The sequence below is a fragment of the Pseudomonas sp. GGS8 genome (genome assembly GCF_024168645.1).
GTDB lineage: Bacteria > Pseudomonadota > Gammaproteobacteria > Pseudomonadales > Pseudomonadaceae > Aquipseudomonas.
Genome location: NZ_JALJWF010000001.1, coordinates 5,137,810 through 5,163,153, shown reverse-complemented (window position 1 = coordinate 5,163,153; position 25,344 = coordinate 5,137,810). Strand labels below are relative to the sequence as shown.

Sequence of the window (25,344 nt, the reverse complement as noted above, 5' to 3'; positions counted from 1 at the left end):
TCATCAGGCGTCTTCCAGCTTAATGGTGAAACAACAGCCGTTGGGCTGAAGGCTACTGAGTTCCACTCGCCAATTCTGATGGGTACAAATCCGTTGGACCAGTGAAAGGCCCAGTCCCAGGCCTTCTCCCCGGCGCTCGTCACCGCGAACGAACGGTTGAAACATCGCATAACGTTTTTCTTCCGAAATGCCTATGCCGCTGTCTTCGACGCTGAAACCGCGCGTCCGCAGGGTCAGGCGGATGTAGCCGTGATCGGTGTAATGCCAGGCATTGCGCAGCAAATTACCCATGACCGATCGCAGGAACGTCAGGTTATGGCGATCCGACGAAACCTGTTCATCGTTGTAGATAAACTCGATGCCCTTTTCCCGGATCAGCGGCGCCCAGATATCCACGAGCGCATCGGCAACCTCTTTCAACGTCGCGCTCGCTGCGGTATCGGAGTCTTCCCGGTCGCGAGCCAGCATCAGAAACGTATCGACCAATTGCCGCATTTCGTCGCTCGCGCGGGCGATTCGACTGACTTGAGCCACGGAGCGCCGGTCAAGCGAGGGATTGGCTAGCAGCAATTCGCAGGAACTGCCCAATACCATCAACGGCGTGCGCAGTTCGTGGCTGACATCGCTGGTAAAGAGTTTTTCCCGGCCCAGTGCCTCACGTAATCGGCCCAGGGTCTGACGAAGGAAAGCGCCAGCTCTCCTACTTCGTCGGCCGCGTAGTCAGGATGAAGCGCAGGGGCCAGTTCCAGCAACTGATCGCGATGACGGACCTGACGCGCCAGGCGAATGACCGGCGCCATCACACGCCTGGCCAGCAACCGGCCCAACAAAACCGCGAGCAAGATGCTCAAGACGAACCCGACGACCACCACCGAGAACAACACCTGTTCACGCTGTTCGACGCTTCGCCGATCTCGCAACAGAACGTATTTGCGCCCTCCCACCAGGTTCACCATGGCGTAGTACTTCGAACCCGCGTAGAGGATTTCCTGAAAACCCGGTGCAAGCGCCGCCAGCTCCGTGTCCAACGCCATCGTCCCCGGACCGTCCTGGATGAAAAACAGTTCGTCTTTCTCCGGCCGATGGCTCCACCCGGCGCTGTTTTCCATCAACAGCAAGCGGCGCAGCCCCCCCACCAGGCGGGAAGCCGTGAGATTTCGCTCCACCACATGCACGGTCGCGACGATGCCCATCGCAAATACGCCCGCGACCAAGGTGCTCATCAAGGCAAATACAATGACAATCCGTTTATTCAGGCTCTGCTTGAAATCCATTCTGTTGCTTGGCTCCGCTGCCGGTTCAAACCGCGCCATCTGCTGAATCGGGACGATGCCGCTGAGCCGAGATGCGCGAACCAAAGATAGACCATAGACCACTGTACGTGGTGTACAGGACAAGCGTTGCAACAACCAGCTAAATAAGCAGTGAAATATTTCTATGCAAAATTTTCACATCCCTTTCACTACTCCGACACCTGCCTTGAACTAGTGTTTTTCCATAGCCCTTCAAGCGTTGTTACGCAGGGTCGTATTTGAAAGTTATTCTCTATTGCGCACCGACGGGTAAACAAAACGTGGTTAATTATGTATCACGCAAGCTGCCAACGGCACGAATCATCACATCGCGGCTCGGCAAACTGATCGCGGCAACAGCTGCGCTGGTTATCGCTGCGCTCGTCATGGGGTTTGTCTGGTGGCCCAGATCTCCGGTCAATCTGGCATCTGCCGAATCCGAGGTGACCAGCAGTCTGGTCAGTCGCTGGCAAGCCGGCGAAGTCGTGGCGCTGGTTCGTCATGCCGAGCGTTGCGACCGCTCAAGCAATCCGTGCCTTGGTCCCGCCGACGGCATCACCCGAATCGGCAGCGCTGCCGCAACCGCCGTGGGTCAAGGCTTTATCCAGTTGGGCATGGCGCAGACCGATGTGTTGAGTAGCCCGGCGACTCGCACGGCGCAAACCTCGCACTACATGTTCGGCAAAGACGCGATGACTCAGGAATGGCTGGCCAGCTGTGGCAAAACCCTGCGTAACGATGTGGTGGCGCACAAGCAAGCCCATCGAAATCTGGTGCTGGTCACGCACAGCGGTTGCATCAGTGATTTCGAAGCCCAGACCGGTTTCGAGCACGCGACGACCAGTGAGTATGGCAGTGCCTTGTTCGTGCAAATTGCCGCCGATGGGCAGCCTCTGGTGCTCGGCATTGTGAATGCCAATGACTGGCAGACGCTGTTGCACGTAAAGCCTTGAAACACTAATCGTGATAAAAAACGTCGATGCCAAGAGAGCGTTTTTGTTCGGACAAGCTATAACTAGTCCGTAATCATTAGATGGCTGACGCAACTTCTGTAATCCCAATCGCTATTGCGTTGCTCTATGTAAGACGTTCCGCTCAAGCAAGCATGCACCGAGCGGAACAACATCCTTCTGCGCCAAGGTCGAGTCATGACGTCCAATAACTTGTTGCCCCACCCCGACGGCTCTTTATTGCGTGGCACCGCGCGTGCGCTGCCCATCACTGAACGCTGGATCGTACCCAGCCTGCTGCTGGCGTACGTGGTTTTCTATCTGCTGCCGCTAGTCACCCATGGTCTATGGATTCCCGATGAAACCCGTTATGGCCAGATCAGTCAGGAAATGCTGCTGAGCGGTAACTGGGTGGCCCCACATTTCATGGGTATCCGCTACTTCGAAAAACCCATCGCCGGTTACTGGATGATCGCCATCGGTCAAGCGGTGTTTGGCGACAACCTGTTTGGTGTGCGTATCGCTTCGGCACTGAGCACCGGGCTGAGTGTCTGGTTGACGTACCTGATTGCCCGCCGATTCTGGAATGATCCGCGCAAAAGCTTCATCTGCACCTTGCTCTACATGAGCTTCGGCCTGATCGCCGGGCAAGCCGGATACGCCAACCTCGATCCGCAATTCACGCTCTGGGTGAACTTGAGCCTGGTCGCATTGTGGTTTGCCATCGATAGTCATTCCTCTCGCGGCAAACTCGGCGGCTGGGCGCTGTTGGGCTTTGCCTGCGGCATGGGTTTCATGACCAAAGGGTTTCTCGCCTGGTTGTTGCCGGTGTTGATCGCCCTGCCCTACATGATCTGGCAGCGACGCCTGGGAGAGCTGTTGCGCTACGGGCCGCTGGCGGTGGTCGTGGCGACGGTGGTCTGTCTGCCGTGGGTGCTTGCCATTCATCATCAGGAACCGGACTTCTGGCGGTTTTTCTTCTGGCACGAACACATCCGCCGCTTCGCTGGCGAAGATGCGCAACACGCGCGCCCGTGGTGGTTCTATTTGCCGCTGCTGGCCGCCTCGAGCCTGCCGTGGGCTGCCTTGTTGCCAACGACACTCGTCCAGGCCTGGCAGCAAAAGCGCCAGCCCGTGATCGGTTTTCTGTTGCTCTGGATGCTGTTGCCGCTGGCGTTCTTCAGCCTGAGTAGCGGCAAACTGCCGACCTACATCATGCCGTGTCTGTTGCCTCTGGCGTTGCTGATGGGGCACGCAGTGATGGCGCTGTTGGATCAGGGACGAGGCCGGATCATTCGCATCAACGGCGTGCTCAACGTCGTCATCGCCACCTGCGCCCTGATCGCCCTGCTGTATCTGCAAGCCACCAAAGAAGTCTACGAAAACACCGAGATGTTCACCCTGTCCCTGGCGTTCATCGTGTTGCTCGGCTGGATCATTTCCAACGCCTTGCAGGTGCTGCGTCCATTGGTGTTCTGGGCCATGCCGGCAATCGGCATCTGGCTGCTGGTAGCGTTGTTGCCGGCAGCGATGCCGTCACAGATCGTCAATAGCCAAATGCCTGACCAGTTTATCGCCGAGCATCTGGATGCCTTGAGTCAGACGACATCGTTGCTCAGCAACGATCTGGGTGCGGCGTCAGCCTTGTCGTGGCGACTGAAGCGGCCTCAGGTCGATCTTTTCAACACTGTCGGCGAGCTGAAATATGGCCTCGACGATCCCGCCATGGCGTCACGTAAAGTCACCATGGACAACGTCGGGCAATGGATGACCGAGGCCCGCAAAAAAGGCGCAGTCGGTGTGGTGATGCAGGTTAACAGTGTCGCGGAAATGCAGGAGGTCGAAATGTTACCCATTGATGGCAAGCGCTATCAGCGCGGCCACCTGGAGATTCTGATATTCCCGCAGAGCCAACCCTGACGCTGTCCGTCCTGCAGGAAACCCGACATGAAGTTTTGGGAAAGTGACAGGGGCGCGTTGGCGCTCCTGCTCGGCGCGACTGCGCTGATTTTGTTGTTGGGCCTGGGGTCGCGGGAGTTATGGGGCGCGGAAACCCGCTGGGCCAACATCGCGTTGCAAATGCTGCAGAGCGGTGACTATTTCGATCCTTACCTCAAGGGCGAGCCGTATTACGACAAACCGCTGCCCTCCTACTGGCTAATCACGGCCACGGCCTGGCTGACCGGCGGTTTGGGACACTGGTCATTACGCTTGTCTTCGGTGATTGCTGCCTGGTTGAGCGTCTGGTTGGTGTACTTGATCGGCGAGCAGCTGATGCGCAAAGGCACCGGGTTGATTGCGGGCTGGATGCTGGCGACCACCTTCTATTTCGCGTTCTGGGCACGGGTCGCCACAGCCGACATTCTGACTGTTTGTGGTGTGCTGGCGGCGGTATGGTGGTATTGGCGCGGGCCGCAAGACACGCGTTTCAGCCGTTACCTGGTGTTTTTCCTGCTGTTGTCCCTGACCTCATTGTTCAAAGGCCTGATCGGCTTCATTCTGCCGGGCTTGTTGCTGTTACCGCATGTGGTGCAGGACGGCCGCTGGAAATGCCACCTCAATCTGCGGCTGTGTGCAGCCCTGGTCATCGCCGGGGCGTTTTACATGACACCCTTTATGTTGTCGCACCTCTATGGCGCGCCGACTTATGGCGAAAGCGGCCTGGGTCTGGTGTTACGGGAAAACGTCGTGCGATTTTTCCAGCCCTTCGACAACATCGGACCGATCTACACCTATCTGCTTTACCTCCCGGTCTACACCCTGCCGTGGGCACCCTGCTGGCTGCTGGCGTTGTGGTATGCGCTGCGCCACTGGCGCAGCGTCGAACCCAATACGCGCTGGCTGGTTTGGGGGTTGGGTCTGTTGATGCTGTTCTTCACGGCCAGCGGCAGCCGACGCAGTTACTACGTGTTGCCCCTGGTGCCCTTCGCCCAGTTGCTGGGCGCCTGGTGGATCACCCGGCGAATGGCCCAGCGCAACGCAACAGGCAGGTTCGGTAGTCGTCGATTGAAAATCGGTTTCGGCCTGACCGCCGCGTTGTTGATGGCGATACTTGGTGTGCTCTATCCCTGGACCAACGGCGGTGGCGGCGTGGTTCAGTTCGGTGAGACGGTCAGGCTTGAGGCCAGCAAACGCGCACCGCTCAATACATGGCGCATGGTGATGATCGAAGTGGACAACAAAGTACCGATGTACTTGCAAACTGACGGCGCGCCTTTCTATTACGTGCAGCAAACCCAGGACTTTCCTCGCACCGGCGATACCGCTGCACTGATGACCTGGCTGGACAACACCAGCGGCCAGCACTGGAATCCGCAGCGCACCATCATTGTCGCCCAGTACCGCAACGGTGATGCATTACCGCTGGACTACCTGAGTGCCGACCATCAGGTCATCACCACCACGCCCACCAACGGCGAGCGAATATTCCACGGCCGTGAAGACCAGAGCGTGGCGTATATTCCCCGGACCGAATAGGTGTCAGTGCAGGCGCTTGCTGTCGATCTTCGTCGCCAGGGTTTTCAGCGCCTCAGTACACGCAGTCAGATCCGGCGACCCGGTTCTGACTTGCTTCAACGCCCGGTCCAGGGACTTGTCGATGGAGGTCCAGCCTTCAGGATCAATCGCCCGCAGCTTTTCCTCATTTTGGTCCCAGGTGCTTTCCAGGTCGGTGATCCTGGCGCGTGCGCCTTTCATGTCGCCAATGCCGAGCAGTTTTTCGGTGTCGGTAATGATGACCGTCAGGTAGGACAAGTCGCCCATCGCCCCCGCAGAAGGTGCTGCCACGGCGGTGACGGTACCGACCTGCTGGCTATCAAGCTTGGCCAGCAGGGTTTTCAGGGCGTCGGCACAGGCTTTCGGGTCCGGTTTGCCAGAACGCAATTGGGACAGCGCACGGTCGATCGATTTGTCGACCGACGTCCAGGATGCCGGCGACTTCGGCCGCAGGGTTTCTTCGGCCTGATCCCAGGCTGTTTCCAGATCGGTGATGCGGGCCTTGGCCGCCTTCAGGTCGCCGGTGTCCACTAAACGGGCAGTGTCTACGGTAATCGTCCGGAAACTCGACAAATCGCCGAGTGAAGTCGAGGCGCTAACCGCCGTTTTGCCGGACGTTGCCTGGGCCGGCACCCAGAACCATCCACCGACTCCAACCATGCAGACGACCAGCAGTGCACCCAGGAACGGCGTGGACGCCAGATGCGGGATGCGTTTGGGGCTGACTTTCAACATCGAGCCAACCTTCGCCACTTGAAGTTTTCGCCGGGACAGCGTCAGCCAGATAGCGCTGGACATGAAAATCGACGACACGGCGCCGGAGATCAGGCCCAGCACCAGAGCCAGCGAGAACATCTGCAATGGTTCGCAGGCAAATAGATACAGGCAGGTAGACGCCATCACCACTGTCAGCACGGTGTACAGCGAACGCCCCAGCGTCTGGCTGATGCTCAGATTGATCAAACCCCACAAGGCCAGCGCATCCATCGGCGGGGACTTTTTCACGTTTTCGACAATGCGTCCGAAGATCACAATCTTATCGTTAAGTGAATAGCCGATGATCGTCAGCAATGCAGCGATGTAAGTGACGTCGATCTCCAACTTGAACAGCGAGAAGATCGCCGAAACGATGAGAATATCCTGAATAATTGGCAGCAAGGTTGCCAAGGCGATGGCCCAGGAGAAACGCAGACCGATATAGATCGCAATGCTGGCGAATGCCGCAATCACCGCATAAATAGCCCGAGTGGCAAAATCCCGTGCAACACCAGGGTCTGCGGTGTTTTCCTCGTACTCCACGGTCTGATACTTGCCCTTGAACGCAGCAATGATCTGCTTCAGATCAGCCGGTTTGAGCACTTCATCGAAGCGCACGGCGATGTGCTGGTTCTGTGCGCCGCCCACGGCCACGGTGGCCGGGATGGTGCCCGCCCCGGTCATGATTTGCGTGGCGGTTTCCTGAGTGATTGCACGGTCGACGTCGATGTCCAGTGCGGTACCGGCGGTAAAGTCGATGTCCAGGTTCAAGCCGTGAGCGCGGTAGTACAGCGAGCCGGAAACGATGGTCAGCAACGACACCACAATCGCCGTTTTACCCCGTCCCACGAAGTTGAAACGGCGGGCCTTGGTGGTGCGCGACTTGCCCTTGCCGATCAACCCGCGCTGGCTGACCCACTGGGTATCGACCAGCCACAGCATCAGCCGGCGAATCAGAAAGAAGTTAGTGGCGACACTGATCACGATGCTCACCAACATGGTCAGCGCAAATCCTTGAATCGGCCCGATGCCGGCCGCGAACAAGGCAATCATCGCCAGTGCGGTCACCAGGTTTGCATCACGTATCGTCGGCAGCGAGCCTTTAAAGCCGTTTTCCACGGCTTCGCGCAGAGACCGGCCGAGGTCGATTTCCTCGCGCATACGTTCCAGGCAAATGATGCTCGCATCCGCCGCCATACCAATGCCCAGCACAAACGCGACCACCGCCGACAGCGACAAAGTGGCACCGGAGGCGGTGAACACAATCAGCAATAGCCACAGGTAGACCAGCGTACAAAACGCGGCGATCAAACCGGCGGTGCGGTACAGCCCCACCAACAACAGGAAAATACAGGCGATGCCGATCAAACCAGCCTGAACGGTTTCCGCCAGCGCGGTTTTGCCCAGCACGCTGCCAACGGTCTGGGTGTATTTCTCGGTCAGCTGCGTGGGCAACCCCTGCGAACTTCCGAGCAGCGAGCGTGACTCTTCGGCGGACGTCAGGCCTGCCAGTTTCACCCGAATATGGTTGGCGCCCTCGACACGGATGTCCGGCTCGGTAATACCAATGCTGTCTGCACGTTTACTCAGGATTGCGACCGTCTGCAACAGGTCATCCTTGGCGAGCAGGGTTTTGCCCGGTGCCGGGTTCACAACGTAATAAATCTCGTAACCACCGCGAAATTCCAGCCCGAAGCGCACATGAGTGGCCAGGCTGGAAAATGTCGCGGCCACCAGACAGGCTAGAAACCCCGTCAGGAGGATGAACGACAGGCGTCGACTGGAAAGGCTCATGGAAGAAATCCAGATAAGGGACTGAAAAGCGAATCGAGGCCGAAGGGCTCGTTCACCACTGGCGGGCAGTCTAAAGAAGCGAAAATGAATCGTTTGTTAACGAAGTCATATGGCTGCGCGACGGCTTGCCAGCGCGTGCCGGACATGCAATGAATGCACGCCTGCATGCCTGTTCAGAGAGCGAGTGATGAAGGTTCTGGTGGCCGAAGATAATGCCCTGCTGGGTAACAGCATCAAGCGCGGACTTGAGGAAGAAGGCTGGGTAGTGGATCTGGCCAGGGATGGCAAAGAGGCCTTGTACTACGCCGATGCGAGTGAATACGACGTGTTGGTGCTGGACTGGATGCTGCCGCAAATGTCTGGTCTGGATGTACTCAATGTGCTGCGCGGCAAGGGCAACGACGTGCCGGTGATCATGGTCACCGCCAGAAGCGAGGTGGTGGATCGAGTACAGGGGCTGGATCGCGGCGCCGACGACTATCTGAGCAAACCTTTCGAAATGATCGAGTTGGTGTCGCGGCTCAATGCCCTCTATCGACGCTCGATCGCCCGTGGCTCTAAATCACTGACACTGGGCAATCTGAGCATCGAGCTCGACACCTTGCGGGTCAGCATCGGCGACCGTCCGTTGGAGCTCACGGGCATGGAATACGACCTGCTGGTGGCGCTGGCCGGCAAAGCTAATCAATTGCAGACCCGCGCGGTGTTGCTGGGGCTGCTCTACCCTTTCGACAGCGAGCCGGACAGCAACAGCCTGGACGTGTTGCTCAATCGCCTGCGACGCAAGTTGGCCGGGGCCGACGTCGAGATTGAAACCATTCGCGGCAAAGGGTTGATCCTTCGTGTGGCGTAACCTGGCGCTGAATATCAAAATCGCACTCACACTGTTCGTGGTTCAGGCGTGTGTGCTGCTCATCGGCTATGTGTGGCTGAGTCATTGGGTGCAAACCACCCGGCTCGATGAACTGCGGCACCATCTTGATACCCAGTCGGACGTCATCGAGTCGCTGATCAGCGTCGAAAATGCGCAGTTGGTCTATCAGCGCCAGGGTGAATTCGCCTCGGAGCTGGATCACGATCGCGACCTGTATTTTGACTTGTCATCGCTTTCGGGCGAACTGTTGCAAGATTCCTGGGGGCCGGCGCCGCTAATGCGCAAAGCACTTCGCGAGGCCATGAATCAGGTTCGCGCTGACGACGAAGAGACGTTCCTGTTCGATGTCGGTTACGAAAAATGGATCGCGCAGATGGGCGTCCTTGAGCGCGCCAGCCCCGAAGGTCCGCTGAAAGCCAGGCTGCTGGTCGCCACCAACGCGCAACCGGTACTCAATGCGGTCGCCGCCTTCAAACGTGTGGTGGCGCTGGCCGCGATAGGGATATTGCTGTTGACGACGCTTGGCAGTTTTATCGTGGTGTCGCTCTCCACCCGCAACCTTCGCCATTTCGCTCGACAGCTGCGCACATTGAAGCCGCCGGAATTCACCCGCCGGGTGGTGTTCGAGGCGCATTCGGCGGAAGAAAAACTGCTGTTCGACAGCTACGCGCAAATGGAAGCGGCGGTTCAGGAGGTGCTGGAACATCAACGGCTGTTTATCGCCAACGCCTCCCATGAACTGAAGACGCCGATTGCTGCCGTGACCTCTGCGCTGGAGGTCATTCTGACGCGGCCACGGCATGCAGAAGATTACGCCCAGACCTGTCGTGATGTTCTGGCCGAAATGCAAGTGCTCAAGCGTCTGTCTCTCGGCCTGTTGAGCCTTGCGCAACTGGAGGGCACCGACGACATTGCCGGGCAGGCGAGCGGGTTGAATGACAATGCGCTCAATGCCGTCGAGCGTTGGCGCAAGGCCGCCGAACTCAAGGGCCTCAGTCTCTCCCTGCATCTGCTGGAGGATCATCAGGCTCAAGTCGCTGGAGGTCCGGAACAGTGGGAAGTGGTGTTTGGCAACCTGCTGGACAACGCCATCAAGTACACCCCGGCCGGCGGCACTGTCGAGGTCACCCTGGACGAACAACCGGGCAACGGTTTGATCATCCGGATCAGCGATAGCGGTGCAGGCATGTCCACGCAAGAGGTCTGGCAGTTGGGGCAAGTGTTTTTTCGGGCCGACGCCGCACGCTCGCAACCATCGTCGTTCGGGCTTGGGTTTGCCCACTGCAAGCGGATTGTCGAAAGACTGGGTGGACATCTGACGGTTCAAAGTACGCCGCAGACAGGGACTCGTGTCACCATTGCCATTATGCGTTATAAGTCTTGAGCCCGGTGTCACGTCAGACCAGGCCAACGTTGAGCCGCGGTGCCTAACCACACTCTGATCGACAATATTGTTTGAGAGTTGCTCACCGCAGCGTCGGCTCGGGTTATCCGTCGACAGTAAATGACAACTATTTACGGTTTTTTTGACATTTTTTTCTCATTTGGCTCTCTACATTCGCGGCGACTCAAACATGCAAATGATTCGCATTGTTCCGCTAATGAATCCACGCGTGTTGACTAAAAAAACAGGAGCCGTCGACAGAATGATTTCCCGCATCCCCTCGTTCCTTAAAAAAGCATTGCTGACCACTGCTTTCCTCAGTGCCGGTCACGTGTATGCCGCTGAGCAGGCTGACGGTATCGTGGTCTACAACGCTCAACACGAAAGTCTGACCAAATCCTGGGTTGAAGGCTTCACCAAGGAAACCGGCATCAAAGTGACCGTGCGCAATGGCGACGACACCGAGATGGGCAATCAGCTTGTGCAAGAAGGTGCATCCTCCCCGGCCGACGTGTTCCTGACCGAAAACTCCCCGGCCATGGTGCTGGTCGACAACGCGGGGCTGTTTGCACCGGTTGCGCCGAGCACGCTGGAACAAGTGGGCGCGGCCTATCGTCCGGCACATGGCAAATGGGTCGGGATCGCCGCACGCTCCACGGTGTTCGTCTACAACCCGAGCAAGCTGGCCGAAGCCGATTTGCCAAAATCACTGATGGACCTCGCCGCACCGAGCTGGAAAGGCCGCTGGGCCGCTTCGCCGGCCGGTGCCGACTTCCAGGCCATTGTCGCTGCCGTGCTGGAGCTCAAGGGTGAAGCCGCCACTCTTGACTGGCTGAAAGCCATGAAAACCAACTTCACCGCCTACCGGGGCAACAGCGCCGTGCTCAAGGCCGTCAATGCCGGGCAGATCGACAGTGGCGTGATCTATCACTATTACAGCTTCGTCGATCAGTCCAAGACTGGCGAGAACAGCAAGAACACCTCGCTGAACTACTTCAAACACAAGGATCCAGGTGCCTTTGTCAGCCTGTCCGGCGGTGGCGTCCTGGCTTCCAGCCAACACAAGGAACAGGCCCAGGCATTCCTGAAATGGATAACCGGCAAGGACGGCCAGGCGATCCTCAAGACCGGCAACTCGTTTGAATACGCCGTGGGCAAGAACGCAGAGTCCAACCCGAAACTGGTGCCGTTGCAGCAACTCGACGCCCCGACTGTCGACGTTTCGAAACTCGACAGCAGAAAGGCTGTAGAGCTGATGACACAGGCTGGGTTGCTCTAATTGTTTCCTGAAACTTTACCGGCAGAGGTCGTTGCGGCGCCCTCTGCACACTTGCGCGCACGCTCTCGCGGCGTCTTCGCGGGCCGCGGTGGCGCATGGGTGATTGGTTTGTCGGTGCTGGTGTCGTTGCTGGCATTACTGCCGATTGCCTTCGTCATCGGCGTGTCGGTGCAGACAGGCTGGGCGACGCTTGTCACGCTGGTATGGCGCCCACGCGTCGGCGAGTTGCTGATCAACACCGTGCTGCTGGTATTGCTCACCATTCCCTTGTGCATCGCACTAGGGCTGGCTCTGGCTTGGTTGACGGAACGCACCAACTTGCCGGGGCGGCGCTGGTGGTCGCTGTTGGCGACGGCGCCGCTGGCAGTGCCGGCATTCGTGCACAGCTATGCCTGGGTCAGTCTGGTGCCGCCGATTCATGGGCTGTTTGCCGGCGTTCTGGTTTCGGTCATCGCCTATTTCCCGTTTCTTTACCTGCCGATAGCAGCAACTTTGCGCCGGCTGGATCCGGCCATCGAAGATGTCTCCGAGTCATTGGGGCTCAAGCCCTGGGCGGTGTTCTTTCGTGTGGTGCTGCCGCAATTGCGTCTGGCCATCTGCGGCGGCGCCCTGCTGGTGGGGCTGCACCTGCTGGCCGAGTACGGTCTGTACGCGATGATACGCTTCGACACCTTCACCACGGCCATCTTCGATCAGTTCAAGTCCACCTTCAACGGACCTGCCGCCAATATGCTCGCCGGCGTCCTCGCGCTCTGCTGCCTGGCCATGCTGACGGCCGAGTCGGCTGCTCGCGGCACGGCGCGTTACGCACGGGTCGGCTCGGGAAGCGCGCGCGAACAAAGGATCGTGCGCTTGAATCTGCACACCACCCTGCTCGCGCTCATGCTCCAAGGCATCACCTGTGCCCTGGCACTCGGTGTACCGTTGATCACCCTTGGCAAGTGGCTGACCGCCGGTGGTGCGCAGGTCTGGCACCTGAGTGAACTGCTGCCGGCGCTGGAACAAACCCTGATGCTCGGGGCCGCCGGCGCGCTCATTACCACCTGCGCGGCCATCCCGATTGCCTGGCTGTCGATTCGCTCGCCTGGCCCGTTGCAGCGTGTGCTGGAAAGCTGCAACTACATTACCAGCGCGTTGCCGGGGATTGTCGTTGCGCTGGCATTGGTGACCCTGACGATTCATTTCGCCCGGCCGATTTACCAGACCACCGTCACCGTGCTGCTGGCTTATCTACTGATGTTTTTGCCCCGCGCCCTGGTGAGCTTGCGCGCAGGCATCGCCCAGGCGCCGGTGGAGCTGGAGAACATGGCCCGCAGCCTCGGCCGTTCGCCCGGTCGTGCGTTGTGGCTGATCACTCTACGTCTGGCCGCACCCGGTGCGGCTGCTGGCGCTGCGCTGGTGTTTCTGGCGGTCAGCAATGAGTTGACCGCGACCCTGCTGCTCGCCCCCAATGGCACGCGCACCCTGGCCACCGGTTTCTGGGCAATGACCAGTGAAATCGACTATGCCGCCGCTGCGCCCTATGCCTTGCTCATGATTCTGCTGTCGCTTCCGTTAACCGGACTTCTTTATCACCAATCCAAACGCACGGCTGGCCGATGAACGCTCTTGAACTCCACTCGATCTGCAAGTCCTACGGTTCTCACCGAGCCCTGGAGAACATCAGCCTGTCGGTGCCGACGGGAAGCCGTACGGTTATCGTCGGCCCCTCCGGTTCGGGTAAGACCACTTTGCTACGAATGATCGCCGGTTTCGAATTCCCGGACTCGGGCAGCCTTGCGCTCAATGGTCAGACACTGGTCGACGGCACCCGCGAGGTCCCCGCGCATCAACGGTTGATCGGCTATGTTCCGCAGGATGGTGCACTGTTCCCACACATGACCGTAGCCGCCAATATCGGTTTCGGGCTTGCGGCCAAGGGCGTTGCCAAGCAGGAACGTATCGCTGAGCTGATGGATAGTGTGGCGCTGGATTCGAGTATGGCCAATCGTTGGCCGCATGAACTCTCCGGCGGCCAGCAACAGCGTGTCGCGCTGGCCCGTGCCCTGGCGCAACAACCACGGTTGATGTTGCTGGATGAACCGTTTTCGGCGCTCGACACCGGTTTGCGCGCCGCCATGCGCAAATTGGTCGCACGGCTTCTGGCTGACGCCGGTGTCACCACCATTCTGGTGACGCACGATCAAAGTGAAGCGTTATCGTTCGCCGATCAGTTGGCGGTGATGCGTCAGGGCCGGTTAGTGCAATCCGGACATCCGCTAGACCTTTACCGCTATCCCGCCGATGAACAAACCGCCCTGTTTCTCGGGGATGCCGTGGTCATGCCGGCCAGAATCGAAGCAGGCTGGGCTCATTGCGATCTGGGTCGTATACCGGTCAACAACCACAGAAACAACCGATCGGCGCAAATCATGCTGCGCCCCGAGCAACTTCAACTGACCAGCGCACCCCACGGCCTGGCGCAATCGGACGGCTGTCGCGGCGTGGTGACCGAATGCGATTTCGGTGGTAATACCTGCACTTTGACTGTGGAATTGCAGACGTTGGCAGCTGATCAGCGTCCGGGGCGTTCGTTGCTGGTGCGCAGTTCCGGCATGCACGCGCCACCCGCTGGCAGCGAAGTTCATGTCTCGACCATCGGCCATGCTCATGTACTGAGCGAGCCTTAAGCTTATGAATGGGTAACAGGTCAGTCAGTCAAACGAAACCGCCCTGAATATAACAGTTCAAAAAAACAACTAAGCAAAGCAGCACAACTCCATTAAGGCGGACACTTCTGTACGCCTTCCCCTACAAAAAAGTGCGATGAGCGGTAGAAGCCTGAACAGTCCCTGTATGGGTTTCAAATAAACGAATCGCCTACCGCTTTTTCATGTTCCTTTCACAAAATCGCGCTTAACCTCAACCGATACGAGATGGCGTCTTGATAGCGTCCAACCTGCCGGTCACGACAAGCAAAGTCAATCGATGTAATTTGTCACAAATTTCTGGCAACTGCTTGATGCAGCTTTTGTTTTAGAGTCTAGGCTAGTGTTGGATCCAAAGCTTAAGCCTGATAGTCTATTTTTTTCTCAGTTCTGAGGTGCCCATGAGTCAGGCGTTTCTCCCCTTCTCTCGCCCTAGTATCGGCGACGAAGAAATTGCCGCGGTAGAGCAAGTACTGCGCTCTGGCTGGATCACTACTGGGCCGAAAAACCAGCAACTGGAAGAACACTTTGCCAACTATGTTGGCTGTCGGCATGCCGTTGCGTTGTCCTCGGCGACCGGTGGCATGCATATCACATTACTGGCATTGGGCATTGGTCCTGGCGACGAAGTCATCACACCGTCGCAGACCTGGGTGTCGACCGCCAACATGATCTGCCTGCTCGGTGCGACGCCGGTTTTCGTCGACGTTGACCGCGACACGTTGATGAGCGACCTGGCGAGCATCGAAGCCGCGATCACGCCTCGCACCAAGGCAATCATTCCAGTGCATTACGCCGGCGCGGCATTCGACCTCGATCCGCTCTACGATCTGGCCGACAAACATGGCATCGCCGTCATCGAAGACGCGGCTCACGCGGCGGGCACTTTCTATAAAGGTCGGCACGTCGGCGCCCAAGGCACGGCGATCTTCTCGTTCCATGCGATCAAGAACATGACCTGCGCCGAGGGCGCGATGTTCGTCACTGACGATGAAGCCCTGGCCAATCGAGTGCGCATGCTCAAGTTCCATGGCCTGGGCGTCGACGCCTACGACCGCCTCACCCACGGCCGAAAACCTCAGGCCCAGGTGATCGAACCCGGCTTCAAGTACAACCTGGCCGACATCAATGCCGCCATCGCCCTGGTGCAGCTGGAGCGCCTGGACGCGATCAACGCCAAGCGCACAGAGCTGGCCCAGACCTACCTGCAGCGCCTGGAAGGCCTGCCGGTGCAGCCGCTGGCCATTCCGTCGTATGCGCAACAGCACGCCTGGCACCTGTTCATCCTGCGCATCGACGCCGAACGTTGCGGGCTGGATCGCGAGGCGTTCATGAAGGCGTTGCAGGAACAGAACGTCGGCACCGGTATTCACTTCATCGCTACACACCTGCACACTTACTATCGCCAGCGGTTCCCCAACATCTACCTGCCCAACACCGAATGGAATTCGGCGCGGTTGTGTTCGATCCCGTTGTTCCCCGACATGACCACCGATGATGTCGATCGTGTCGTCGGCGCCATTGAAAAAACACTGGATGCAAGCCTGTGAAACCTTATCCGATCCGTTGCGTATCAATCGTCATCCCGGTCTATAACGAGGAAGACAGTCTGCCCGAGTTGCTCCGGCGCACTGAAGCGGCGTGCCAGCAATTGCACCATGACTACGAAATTGTATTGGTCGATGACGGCAGCCGCGACAACTCGGCGCAAATCCTCGAGGAAGCGGCCTGTCGTGATCACAGCCCGGTGGTGGCGGTCATTCTCAACCGCAACTACGGCCAACACGCGGCGATCATGGCCGGGTTCGAACAGTGCAAGGGCGATGTGGTGATCACCCTCGACGCCGACCTGCAAAACCCGCCGGAAGAAATCCCGCGGCTGGTGGCTCAGGCCGAACTGGGCTATGACGTGGTCGCCACGGTGCGCAACAACCGTCAAGACTCGGCCTTGCGTCGCTGGCCGTCGAAGCTGATCAACCTCGCCGTGCAACGCTCCACCGGCGTTGCCATGACCGATTACGGCTGCATGCTGCGTGCCTATCGCCGGACCATCGTCGACGCGATGCTCGCCTGCCGTGAACGCAGCACCTTTATCCCGATCCTGGCCAACAGCTTCGCCCGGCACACCACGGAAATTCTGGTGACCCACGCCGAACGCGAACACGGCGAATCCAAATACAGCCCAATGCGCCTGATCAATCTGATGTTCGATCTGATCACCTGCATGACGACCACACCGCTGCGATTACTGAGCATCGTCGGTTTCGGCATGGCCGGCCTCGGCGTGCTGTTCGCCATCGCGTTGATCATGCTGCGCATGGTCTTCGGCGCCGGTTGGGCAGGCGGCGGTACGTTCGTCCTGTTCGCCGTGCTTTTCGTGTTCACCGGTGGGCAATTCATTGGCATGGGCCTGCTTGGCGAGTACCTGGGCCGCATGTACAGCGACGTCCGGGCGCGTCCACGGTTCTTTATCGAAAAGGTTTTACGTAATACCCCCCCTGCTCCTGCTCCCGTTGTCACCGTTGACGGTCTTACTTCCACTTCTTCAGATCAGGTTCTCTCATGAGTGCAAAAGCTGTTGTCTTCGCTTATCACGATATTGGCTGTGCCGGCATCGAATCCCTGCTTGCCAGCGGTTTCGAGATTGCAGCCGTGTTCACCCATCCCGATGACCCGAAGGAAAATGCGTTCTATGGCTCGGTTGCGCAACTGTGCGCCCGTAAAGGCATCCCGGTGCACGCCCCGGAAGACGCCAACCACCCGCTGTGGATCGAGCGCATCAGCAAACTCAACCCCGAGTACCTGTTTTCGTTCTACTACCGCAACCTGCTGAGCGAACCACTGTTGGCCACGGCCAGCAAAGGCGCCTTCAACCTGCACGGTTCGTTGTTGCCTCGCTACCGTGGCCGCGCACCGGCCAACTGGGTACTGGTCAACGGTGAAACCGAGACCGGCGTGACCCTGCACCGCATGGTCAAACGTGCCGATGCCGGCGCCATCATTGCCCAGCAACGGGTGGCGATCGAGCGCACCGACACCGCGCTGACCCTGCACGGCAAATTGCGCCAGGCCGCCAGTGATCTGCTGCACGACACCTTGCCTGCACTGCTTCAAGGCAAAATCAGCGAAACAGCCCAAGACGAATCCAAAGCCACAGTGTTTGGGCGTCGCACCCCGGCGGACGGCAAACTGGTCTGGAGCAAACCGGCCGAAGAACTGTTCAATCTGGTTCGTGCCGTGACCCAGCCTTACCCAGGCGCGTTCTGTGCCGTGGGCGAGCACAAGTTGATTGTCTGGAACGCGGATGTCGTCAAGGGCAATGAAGGCCAGGCACCCGGTCGGGTTATCAGCGTCGATCCGCTGCGAATTGCCTGCGGCGTAGACTCGCTGGTGATCAACGCCGGCCAGCGCAACGACAACGGCCTGTACCTCAGCGGCCCACAATTGGCCAACGAGCTGGGGCTGGTCGATGGTTCTGTGCTGCGTGGCGCCGAATCGGGCCGTGCACCGCGCCGCACCCGAGTGCTGATCCTTGGCGTCAACGGCTTCATCGGCAATCACCTGTCCGAGCGTCTGCTGCGTGACGACCGCTATGAAGTGTACGGCCTGGACATCGGTTCGGACGCCATCGAGCGCCTGCGTAGCCATCCGAACTTCCACTTCGTCGAAGGCGATATCAGCATCCACTCGGAGTGGATCGAATACCACATCAAGAAGTGCGACGTGGTCCTGCCGCTGGTGGCGATCGCCACGCCGATCGAATACACCCGCAATCCGCTGCGTGTGTTCGAACTGGATTTCGAAGAGAACCTGAAACTGGTTCGCTACTGCGTCAAATACAACAAGCGCGTAATCTTCCCGTCGACCTCCGAAGTCTATGGCATGTGCCAGGACGCCAACTTCGACGAAGACAGCTCCAACCTGGTGGTCGGGCCGATCAACAAGCAACGCTGGATCTACTCGATCTCCAAGCAGCTGCTTGACCGAGTGATCTGGGCTTACGGCCAGAAAGGCCTGAATTTCACCCTGTTCCGCCCTTTCAACTGGATGGGGCCACGCCTGGACCGTTTGGACTCGGCGCGTATCGGCAGTTCCCGGGCCATCACCCAGTTGATCCTGAACCTGGTGGAAGGCACGCCGATTCGCCTGTTCGACGGCGGCGAGCAAAAACGCTGCTTCACCGACATCGCCGATGGCGTCGAGGCCCTGGCGCGGATCATCGACAACGACAACGATGCCTGTAACGGCCAGATCATCAACATCGGCAACCCGGACAACGAAGCCAGCATTCGTCAGTTGGGCGAAGAACTGCTGCGTCAGTTCGAGGCTCACCCGTTGCGCGACAACTTCCCGCCATTCGCCGGTTTCCGCGATATCGAAAGCAAGGCCTTCTACGGCACCGGCTATCAGGACGTGTCTCATCGCAAACCGAGCATCGCCAACGCCAAGCGTCTGCTTGACTGGGCGCCTACGGTGGAGATGAGCGAGACCATCGGCAACACGCTGGACTTCTTCCTGCGCGAGGCGATGCTCGAAATCGCGGACAAAAAACGTTGATGCAGGCAGGCCTTCGAATCGATGTCGACACCTACCGAGGCACCCGTGAAGGGGTGCCGCGGTTACTCGAAATGCTCGATGAAGCACAGGTCAAGGCGACGTTTTTCTTCAGCGTCGGGCCAGACAACATGGGGCGCCACTTGTGGCGCCTTATCCGTCCGCAGTTTCTCTGGAAGATGCTTCGTTCCAACGCTGCCGGCCTGTATGGCTGGGACATTTTGCTGGCCGGCACCGCGTGGCCGGGCAAACCGATCGGTCGCGACCTCGGGCACCTGATGCGTCAGGCCCAGGCGGCCGGGCATGAAGTCGGCCTGCACGCCTGGGATCACCACGGCTGGCAGGCCAATGCCGGACGCTGGAGCCAGGCGCAACTGATCGAGCAGATTCGCCGTGGCGTCGATAGCCTCAGTGACATCCTCGGGCAAAAAGTCGAATGCTCGGCATCCGCCGGTTGGCGGGCGGACGAGCGTGTGATCGAAGCCAAGCAAGGTTTTGGCTTTCGCTACAACAGCGATTGTCGAGGCCAGCAACTGTTCCGGCCGACCCTGGCCGATGGCAGTTCGGGGGCGCCACAGATTCCTGTGGACCTGCCGACCTTCGACGAGGTGGTCGGCCCGACCGTCGCAGCCAAAGACTTCAACGCCTTCATTCTTGAGCGGTTCTCCCCGCAAAAACTCAACGTCTACACTATCCATGCTGAAGTAGAAGGGATTCTGATGGCCAACGATTTTCGCCAATTATTGGCCGATGCTCGCCAACGTGATATTCATTTCCAACCCTTGGGCAGTTTGCTACCCGACGCCTCCGTCATCTTGCCGAAGGGCCGGGTCGTACGCGGGACTCTTGAGGGGCGCGAAGGCTGGCTAGGGGTTCAAGGCGTATGAGCAAACCCTGGGCATTGCCTTTTTTACTGGTCGTTCTGGCGCTGGCGTACCTGCTGCCGCTGGGCTCTCACGGCCTATGGATTCCCGATGAAACCCGTTACGCCCAGATCAGCCAAGACATGCTCCTGAGCGGTAACTGGGTGTCACCGCATTTCATGAGCCTGCGTTACTTCGAAAAGCCCATCGCGGGCTACTGGATGATCGCCATCGGCCAGGCGCTGTTTGGCGACAATCTGTTTGGCGTACGTATTGCCTCGGTGCTCAGTACCGGGCTGAGCGTGTTGCTGTGTTATCTGATCGCTCACCGACTGTGGAACGAGCCGCGCAAGAGTTTTGCCTGTGCGCTGCTGTACATGAGTTTTACGATCGTCGCCGGGCAAGCCGGCTACGCTAACCTTGATCCGCAATTCACCTTCTGGGTCAACCTGAGTCTGGTGGCTTTGTGGTTTGCGTTTGACAGCACCAGCCGTGGCCAGCGTCTGCTCGGCTGGGCAGTATTGGGGCTGGCCTGCGGCATGGGCTTCATGACCAAGGGCTTCCTCGCCTGGGCGTTGCCGGTGTTGATCGCCCTGCCCTGGGTGCTCTGGCAGAAGCGCTGGCGGGAACTGCTGACTTACGGCCCGGTGGCGATTGTCGTGGCCATCGCGGTGAGCTTGCCGTGGGCCTTGGCGGTGCACGCGCAGGAACCCGATTACTGGCGGTTCTTCTTCTGGCACGAACACATTCGCCGCTTCGCCGGGGATGACGCTCAACACGATGCGCCATGGTGGTTCTACCTGCCGCTGCTGGTGGCGTTCAGCCTGCCATGGGCGGCGTTGCTGCCATCGGCGTTGAAACAGGCCTGGCAGACCCGGCGTCAAGCCAATATCGCGTTCCTGCTGCTGTGGTTGCTGATGCCCTTGCTGTTTTTCAGCCTGAGCAACGGCAAACTGCCGACCTACATCATGCCCTGCCTGCTGCCTCTTGCGTTGTTGCTGGGCCATGCCCTGGCGGACCGACTGAAGCGGGAACAGGGCCGGGTGCTGGGGATCAATGGCCTGCTGAACATGACGCTGGGCCTGATCGTCCTGATTGCGCTGGTCTATCTGCAACTGAAAAAACCGTTGTACACCCACGAACTGCACAACCTGGTATTGGTGTTCATCGGGTTGATCGGCTGGATCATGGCCAACCTGCTGCAGGCCTTCCGTCCCTTGCAATGCTGGGCGGCACCGGCCTTTGGCAGTTTGCTGCTGATCGGCGTGCTGCCGGCCGGCATGCCGGATTCGGTGGTGGCAAACAAGATGCCTGACCAATTCATCCTCCAGCACGCCCCGGAACTGGCGCAAACCGACAAGCTGTTGAGCAACGACCTGGGCGCTGCCTCGGCCCTGGCCTGGCGCTTGAAACGCCCCGAGGTGGCGTTGTACAACACGATAGGCGAATTGAAATACGGCCTCGACTATCCTGATCCCGATGCCATGCAGCAGCGGGTCGATCTCGAGCACGTGCAACAGTGGATGCGCGAAGCGCGTCAGAGTGGTTCGGTCGGCGTGGTGATGCGGGTCAAAGGAGATGACGAACTGCAAGAAATCGAACTGCTACCCAAAGATGGCAAACGTTATGAACAAGGCAACCTGGTGATTCTGATCTTCCCTCGGGATGCGTCATGAGCCTGTTGCTGCTACTGACCGCCTGCCTGCTGACTTGCCTGGGCCAGATCGCCCAGAAGTACGCCGTGGAAAGCTGGCGTGGCAAGACCTCGGGCTGGGGCGAGAAACTGCGCTCGCCCTGGCTGTGGCTGGCGCTCGTCTCTCTGGGGTTGGGCTTGCTGGTCTGGCTGCTGGTGTTGCAGCGTCTCGAAGTCGGTATCGCTTATCCCATGCTCAGCCTGAATTTCGTGCTGATCACACTGGTCGCCCGTTTCGTCTTTCACGAAGTCATCGACCGCCGTCACTGGTTGGGCGTGGCGCTGGTGATCGGTGGCGTGGCGCTGCTGGGGCAACACGCATGAGCCTGCGTCGCGGAATCGCTTTCGCGCTGGGCAGCGTGCTGTTGAGCACCGCCGCGCAGTTGGGTATGCGCTGGAGCATGACTCGTTTGCCGCATCCCGAACAATGGTTAGCGGCCTTGAGCAATGGCAGCGTCGATGTGTACGCTGTGATTGTCGTTCTGGTCGCCATCCTCGCCTATGCGGTGTCGATGCTCACCTGGCTCGCCGCCCTGCGGGATGTGCCCCTGGGCCGTGCCTATTCGCTGCTGAGCATCAGCTACGCGCTGGTGTATGTGTTGGCCGCCAGCCTGCCACTGTTCAACGAATCCTTCAGTCTTTCAAAAACCCTGGGAGTGGCGCTGGTCATCCTGGGTGTTATCACTATTAATTCTCGACCTGCTCGCGCGCCCGAACTTAGGAGTGCATCATGAAAATCAGTGTATTTGGTAGCGGTTACGTTGGTCTGGTGCAAGCCGCCGTCCTGGCCGAAGTCGGCCACGACGTAGTGTGTATGGACATCGACGAGAAAAAAGTAGCGTTGCTGCAACAAGGTCACGTCAGCATCTTCGAGCCGGGGCTGGCCAGCCTGGTGCGTGAAAGCCTGGACGCCAAGCGGCTGCACTTCACCTCGGACGAAAAATTCGCGGTGCAACATGGCCAGGTGCTGTTCATCGCTGTCGGCACGCCGTCCCGGGAGGATGGTTCGGCGGATCTGCAATACGTGTTGTCCGTGGGTGAAGCGGTCGCGCGTCATCGTGAACAGCCGGTGATTCTGGTGGAGAAATCCACGGTGCCGGTGGGCACCGGCGATACGCTACGCGCCCATATCGACCAGTACCTGCTCAAGGCCGGCCGTCAGCTGCAGTTCGATATCGTTTCCAACCCGGAGTTTTTGAAAGAAGGTTCGGCCGTGGCCGATTGCCGGCGTCCGGACCGCATCATCATCGGCTGTGAAGGCGATGAAGTGCGCGACGTGATGCGCGACCTCTATGCACCGTTCAACCGCAACCATGACCGCGTCATGTTCATGGACCTGCGCAGTGCCGAGCTGACCAAATACGCCGCCAACTGCATGCTGGCGACCAAAATCAGCTTCATCAACCAGATCGCCGAACTGGCCGAACACCTGGGTGCCGACATCGAATCGGTGCGGCTTGGCATCGGTGCCGACTCGCGCATCGGTTACCACTTCATCTATCCCGGCTGCGGTTACGGCGGCTCGTGTTTCCCCAAGGACATGCGCGCTCTGATTCACAGTGCCGAAGAAGCCCATTGCAACAGCGACCTGCTGCAAGCGGTAGAGGCCATCAACGAGCGGCAGAAACACAAACTGTTCGAACGCATCAACGCGTTCTACAAGGGTGATTTGCGCGACAAGACCTTCGCCGTTTGGGGCCTGGCCTTCAAGCCCAACACCGACGACATGCGCGATGCGCCGAGCCGGGTGCTACTGGAATCGCTGTGGGCTGCGGGGGCCAATGTACGCGCGTTCGACCCGGAAGCCATGCAGGAAACCCAACACCTTTATCCTGACGAACCGAAGCTGATGCTCATGGGCACGCCGGAATCAGTCCTTTCGGGGGCCGATGCGTTGATCATCTGCACCGAATGGCAGCAGTTCAAGGCGCCGGACTTCGACCTGATCCAGCAACGTCTGAATGCACCGGTGATTTTCGACGGGCGTAACCTGTACGACGCCGAGCGCCTCGCCCGTAGCGGTTTCCTGTACTTCCCGATGGGACGTGGTGAATCCCGCAAATTGCCAATTCCCCTTCAGCAATGGCCATCGGCCTCAGTCGTCGCGTGAGTACTATATCGCCCGGCATTCGTCGGCAGTCCTTCGGGTTCGGGCTGCTGACGCTGATGCTGTTCATCGCTGGGGCTTATCAGCAAACGGCGATCGGTTTCGATTCGCGGTTCGTGCTGTTCGCCGAGGAAATGCTGCGCCACGGGCCGTCGTTTTTCCCGACTACCTATGGCCAGCCCTATGCCGATTACTCGGCGCTGTCGACATTGTTCGTCTGGTTGCTGTCCCTGCCGTTCGGGCAGGTCAACAGCCTCACGGCCTGGCTGCCAAGCGCCATCGGCGCTGCGGTGATCGTCACGTTGATGTACCGGTTGCTCGCGCCCTGCTCCACACGCTGGGCGCTGCTGAGCATCGCGTTGATGTTGCTCACCAGTACGTTTGTCACTGAAACCCGTGCCGTGTCCCTGGACCTGATGCTGGCGGCCGTGGCTTTTTCGGTGTTCTACCTTGGGTATGCCGCAGATCATTTCGCGATGCCCCGTCGGTGGCCGCTGATTTTTGCGTTGCTGCTGTTGGGCTTCGGGATTCGCGGGCCGATCGGGCTGGTGATCCCCACCGGTATGCTGTGCAGCTACTACCTGCTCAATCGCCAATGGTCGCGGTTGTTCGGTTTTGGCCTGTTGGCGGCGGTATTGCTGGTGGTGTGTGTCGGCGCACTGCTGTGGCTGGCCGAAGTCAGCGGTGGCACGGCCTTCATGCATGACGTGGTGCGCATGCAGTTCATGGGGCGCATGGACGGCAGTGAAGGCGTCAGTGGTTCGCTGTATTACTTCACCGCTTCATTGGGCAACTATGCGCTCGCCTATCCGTTGGCGCTGCTGGTATTGGCCGCGGTCTGGCTGACGAATCCACGGCAGGCAGGTCCGGCATTACGCCTGTTGCAATACTGCACAGCGGCCGGGTTGATCGTGATGATTGGCTTATCGATTCCCCAAGCGAAAAAGGCCCGTTACCTGCTGCCGATGCTGCCCATGGCGGCGATCATTGCCGCGTACCCGTTTCAGGTGGCGCAGGGTCGAGTATTCGGTTGGTTGCGGGGGTTGATGCAAGGGCTGTGGTTGGTGATACCGGGGGTGTTGGTCGTCGCATTACTGATCGTTCAGCGGCGTCTGCCAGCACAACCACCTGCCTTTGTGCCGGTATTGATCGTACTTGCGGCCCTGCAAGTCATCGTACTGGTGGCGTGGTTCCGCGCTCGATGGCGAGCCGAGGTGCTGGCCTGTTGTGCAGTTCTGGCGCTGTGGTCGGTTTATATCCTGGTGTATGAACCGGTCGAACGTCAGCTTTACGACACGCAAACCTTCAGCCGAGCCGCGTTCACAGAGGTTCAAAAAGCCCCGGCGCCGTTGGTGCTGCACGGCATGGGCAAAGACGCCAAGGCGATCAAGTTCATGGTCAATATCGAGCAGGATTTGCAACCGGAGTTCACCGAATCGACTCAGGAACTGGAAGCCCTTACGGGGCCTGCCTGGGTGATGATGGATCAAAACGACTACAAAGCACTGCAAGGCACTCGTCTGGGTAATTTGCAACCGGTGCTGAGTGGGCGTTTCGATAAAAACGATTTCGTCCTCCTGCATGTCAGTCCCTTGTAGCACCTGCCGAGCCTGCGA

18 protein-coding genes and 1 pseudogene are annotated in these 25,344 nt (G+C 59.0%); 17 read left to right on the top strand and 2 right to left on the bottom strand.

From position 1 onward, the window contains the following. Positions 1-3: 3 nt before the first annotated feature. A pseudogene (locus tag J3D54_RS23150) lies at positions 4-1,274 on the bottom strand (sensor histidine kinase). A 299-nt stretch (positions 1,275-1,573) separates the two neighbouring features. Here J3D54_RS23150 and J3D54_RS23145 point away from each other — a divergent pair. From J3D54_RS23145 to J3D54_RS23135, 3 genes are all read left to right on the top strand, one after another. After that, a complete protein-coding gene (locus J3D54_RS23145) occupies positions 1,574-2,245 on the top strand; it encodes a histidine phosphatase family protein (protein ID WP_253423093.1) in 672 nt (223 codons plus the stop codon). 195 nt (positions 2,246-2,440) lie between these two features. Further along, positions 2,441-4,162 carry a lipid IV(A) 4-amino-4-deoxy-L-arabinosyltransferase gene (arnT, locus tag J3D54_RS23140; protein WP_253423091.1) on the top strand — a complete coding sequence of 574 codons (1,722 nt, stop codon included), beginning with the start codon at positions 2,441-2,443 and terminating at the stop codon, positions 4,160-4,162. Between the two features lie 27 nt (positions 4,163-4,189). After that, a complete protein-coding gene (locus tag J3D54_RS23135) occupies positions 4,190-5,719 on the top strand; it encodes a glycosyltransferase family 39 protein (protein WP_253423089.1) in 1,530 nt (509 codons plus the stop codon). 3 nt (positions 5,720-5,722) lie between these two features. Here J3D54_RS23135 and secF read toward each other — a convergent pair whose 3' ends face one another. After that, positions 5,723-8,287: a protein translocase subunit SecF gene (secF, locus tag J3D54_RS23130; protein WP_253423087.1), complete on the bottom strand. Its 2,565-nt coding sequence runs from the start codon at positions 8,285-8,287 to the stop codon at positions 5,723-5,725. Between the two features lie 187 nt (positions 8,288-8,474). Here secF and J3D54_RS23125 point away from each other — a divergent pair, with 187 nt between their 5' ends. The 14 genes from J3D54_RS23125 to J3D54_RS23060 all read left to right on the top strand — a co-directional run bounded on the left by J3D54_RS23125 (position 8,475) and on the right by J3D54_RS23060 (position 25,326). Then, positions 8,475-9,140 (top strand): response regulator transcription factor, encoded by a 666-nt coding sequence (locus J3D54_RS23125; protein WP_253423086.1) that lies wholly within the window; start codon positions 8,475-8,477, stop codon positions 9,138-9,140. Then, on the top strand, positions 9,130-10,545 hold the full coding sequence (locus J3D54_RS30425) for a HAMP domain-containing sensor histidine kinase (RefSeq protein ID WP_253423083.1): 1,416 nt from the start codon (positions 9,130-9,132) through the stop codon (positions 10,543-10,545). The genes J3D54_RS23125 and J3D54_RS30425 overlap by 11 nt, the downstream gene beginning before the upstream one ends. A 262-nt stretch (positions 10,546-10,807) precedes the next feature. After that, positions 10,808-11,824 carry an iron ABC transporter substrate-binding protein gene (locus J3D54_RS23115; RefSeq protein WP_253423080.1) on the top strand — a complete coding sequence of 339 codons (1,017 nt, stop codon included), beginning with the start codon at positions 10,808-10,810 and terminating at the stop codon, positions 11,822-11,824. Between the two features lie 51 nt (positions 11,825-11,875). Further along, complete coding sequence (locus J3D54_RS23110) at positions 11,876-13,426, top strand: iron ABC transporter permease (RefSeq protein ID WP_253423078.1); 1,551 nt, start codon at positions 11,876-11,878, stop codon at positions 13,424-13,426. Then, complete coding sequence (locus J3D54_RS23105; RefSeq protein ID WP_253423075.1) at positions 13,423-14,493, top strand: ABC transporter ATP-binding protein; 1,071 nt, start codon at positions 13,423-13,425, stop codon at positions 14,491-14,493. The genes J3D54_RS23110 and J3D54_RS23105 overlap by 4 nt, the downstream gene beginning before the upstream one ends. A 419-nt stretch (positions 14,494-14,912) precedes the next feature. Beyond that, on the top strand, positions 14,913-16,061 hold the full coding sequence (gene arnB, locus J3D54_RS23100; RefSeq protein WP_253423073.1) for a UDP-4-amino-4-deoxy-L-arabinose aminotransferase: 1,149 nt from the start codon (positions 14,913-14,915) through the stop codon (positions 16,059-16,061). Then, positions 16,058-17,077, top strand: a complete 1,020-nt coding sequence (gene arnC / locus J3D54_RS23095) for an undecaprenyl-phosphate 4-deoxy-4-formamido-L-arabinose transferase (RefSeq protein ID WP_253423071.1) — start codon at positions 16,058-16,060, stop codon at positions 17,075-17,077. The genes arnB and arnC overlap by 4 nt, the downstream gene beginning before the upstream one ends. After that, a complete protein-coding gene (gene arnA, locus J3D54_RS23090) occupies positions 17,074-19,068 on the top strand; it encodes a bifunctional UDP-4-amino-4-deoxy-L-arabinose formyltransferase/UDP-glucuronic acid oxidase ArnA (RefSeq protein ID WP_253423069.1) in 1,995 nt (664 codons plus the stop codon). Before arnC ends, arnA begins: the two co-directional genes overlap by 4 nt. Beyond that, positions 19,068-19,952, top strand: a complete 885-nt coding sequence (arnD, locus tag J3D54_RS23085) for a 4-deoxy-4-formamido-L-arabinose-phosphoundecaprenol deformylase (protein ID WP_253423066.1) — start codon at positions 19,068-19,070, stop codon at positions 19,950-19,952. Before arnA ends, arnD begins: the two co-directional genes overlap by 1 nt. Then, positions 19,949-21,604 carry a lipid IV(A) 4-amino-4-deoxy-L-arabinosyltransferase gene (gene arnT / locus J3D54_RS23080; RefSeq protein WP_253423063.1) on the top strand — a complete coding sequence of 552 codons (1,656 nt, stop codon included), beginning with the start codon at positions 19,949-19,951 and terminating at the stop codon, positions 21,602-21,604. Before arnD ends, arnT (J3D54_RS23080) begins: the two co-directional genes overlap by 4 nt. Then, on the top strand, positions 21,601-21,945 hold the full coding sequence (arnE, locus tag J3D54_RS23075) for a 4-amino-4-deoxy-L-arabinose-phosphoundecaprenol flippase subunit ArnE (protein WP_253423060.1): 345 nt from the start codon (positions 21,601-21,603) through the stop codon (positions 21,943-21,945). Before arnT (J3D54_RS23080) ends, arnE begins: the two co-directional genes overlap by 4 nt. Further along, positions 21,942-22,355, top strand: coding sequence for a 4-amino-4-deoxy-L-arabinose-phosphoundecaprenol flippase subunit ArnF (gene arnF, locus J3D54_RS23070; protein ID WP_253423058.1), 414 nt, complete (start codon positions 21,942-21,944; stop codon positions 22,353-22,355). Before arnE ends, arnF begins: the two co-directional genes overlap by 4 nt. Next, positions 22,352-23,731: a UDP-glucose/GDP-mannose dehydrogenase family protein gene (locus J3D54_RS23065; protein WP_253423056.1), complete on the top strand. Its 1,380-nt coding sequence runs from the start codon at positions 22,352-22,354 to the stop codon at positions 23,729-23,731. The genes arnF and J3D54_RS23065 overlap by 4 nt, the downstream gene beginning before the upstream one ends. Then, positions 23,704-25,326 (top strand): glycosyltransferase family 39 protein, encoded by a 1,623-nt coding sequence (locus J3D54_RS23060; RefSeq protein WP_253423054.1) that lies wholly within the window; start codon positions 23,704-23,706, stop codon positions 25,324-25,326. The genes J3D54_RS23065 and J3D54_RS23060 overlap by 28 nt, the downstream gene beginning before the upstream one ends. Positions 25,327-25,344: the final 18 nt, after the last annotated feature.

What these genes read in the sequence shown, in the direction of transcription:
- arnT (WP_253423091.1), top strand. Translation starts at nt 2,441, where the DNA reads ATGACGTCCAATAACTTGTTGCCCCACCCCGACGGCTCTTTATTGCGT.
- J3D54_RS23135 (WP_253423089.1), top strand. Translation starts at nt 4,190, where the DNA reads ATGAAGTTTTGGGAAAGTGACAGGGGCGCGTTGGCGCTCCTGCTCGGC.
- secF (WP_253423087.1), bottom strand. Translation starts at nt 8,287, where the DNA reads ATGAGCCTTTCCAGTCGACGCCTGTCGTTCATCCTCCTGACGGGGTTT.
- J3D54_RS23125 (WP_253423086.1), top strand. Translation starts at nt 8,475, where the DNA reads ATGAAGGTTCTGGTGGCCGAAGATAATGCCCTGCTGGGTAACAGCATC.
- J3D54_RS23115 (WP_253423080.1), top strand. Translation starts at nt 10,808, where the DNA reads ATGATTTCCCGCATCCCCTCGTTCCTTAAAAAAGCATTGCTGACCACT.
- J3D54_RS23105 (WP_253423075.1), top strand. Translation starts at nt 13,423, where the DNA reads ATGAACGCTCTTGAACTCCACTCGATCTGCAAGTCCTACGGTTCTCAC.
- arnB (WP_253423073.1), top strand. Translation starts at nt 14,913, where the DNA reads ATGAGTCAGGCGTTTCTCCCCTTCTCTCGCCCTAGTATCGGCGACGAA.
- arnA (WP_253423069.1), top strand. Translation starts at nt 17,074, where the DNA reads ATGAGTGCAAAAGCTGTTGTCTTCGCTTATCACGATATTGGCTGTGCC.
- arnD (WP_253423066.1), top strand. Translation starts at nt 19,068, where the DNA reads ATGCAGGCAGGCCTTCGAATCGATGTCGACACCTACCGAGGCACCCGT.
- arnT (WP_253423063.1), top strand. Translation starts at nt 19,949, where the DNA reads ATGAGCAAACCCTGGGCATTGCCTTTTTTACTGGTCGTTCTGGCGCTG.
- arnE (WP_253423060.1), top strand. Translation starts at nt 21,601, where the DNA reads ATGAGCCTGTTGCTGCTACTGACCGCCTGCCTGCTGACTTGCCTGGGC.
- arnF (WP_253423058.1), top strand. Translation starts at nt 21,942, where the DNA reads ATGAGCCTGCGTCGCGGAATCGCTTTCGCGCTGGGCAGCGTGCTGTTG.
- J3D54_RS23065 (WP_253423056.1), top strand. Translation starts at nt 22,352, where the DNA reads ATGAAAATCAGTGTATTTGGTAGCGGTTACGTTGGTCTGGTGCAAGCC.
- J3D54_RS23060 (WP_253423054.1), top strand. Translation starts at nt 23,704, where the DNA reads ATGGCCATCGGCCTCAGTCGTCGCGTGAGTACTATATCGCCCGGCATT.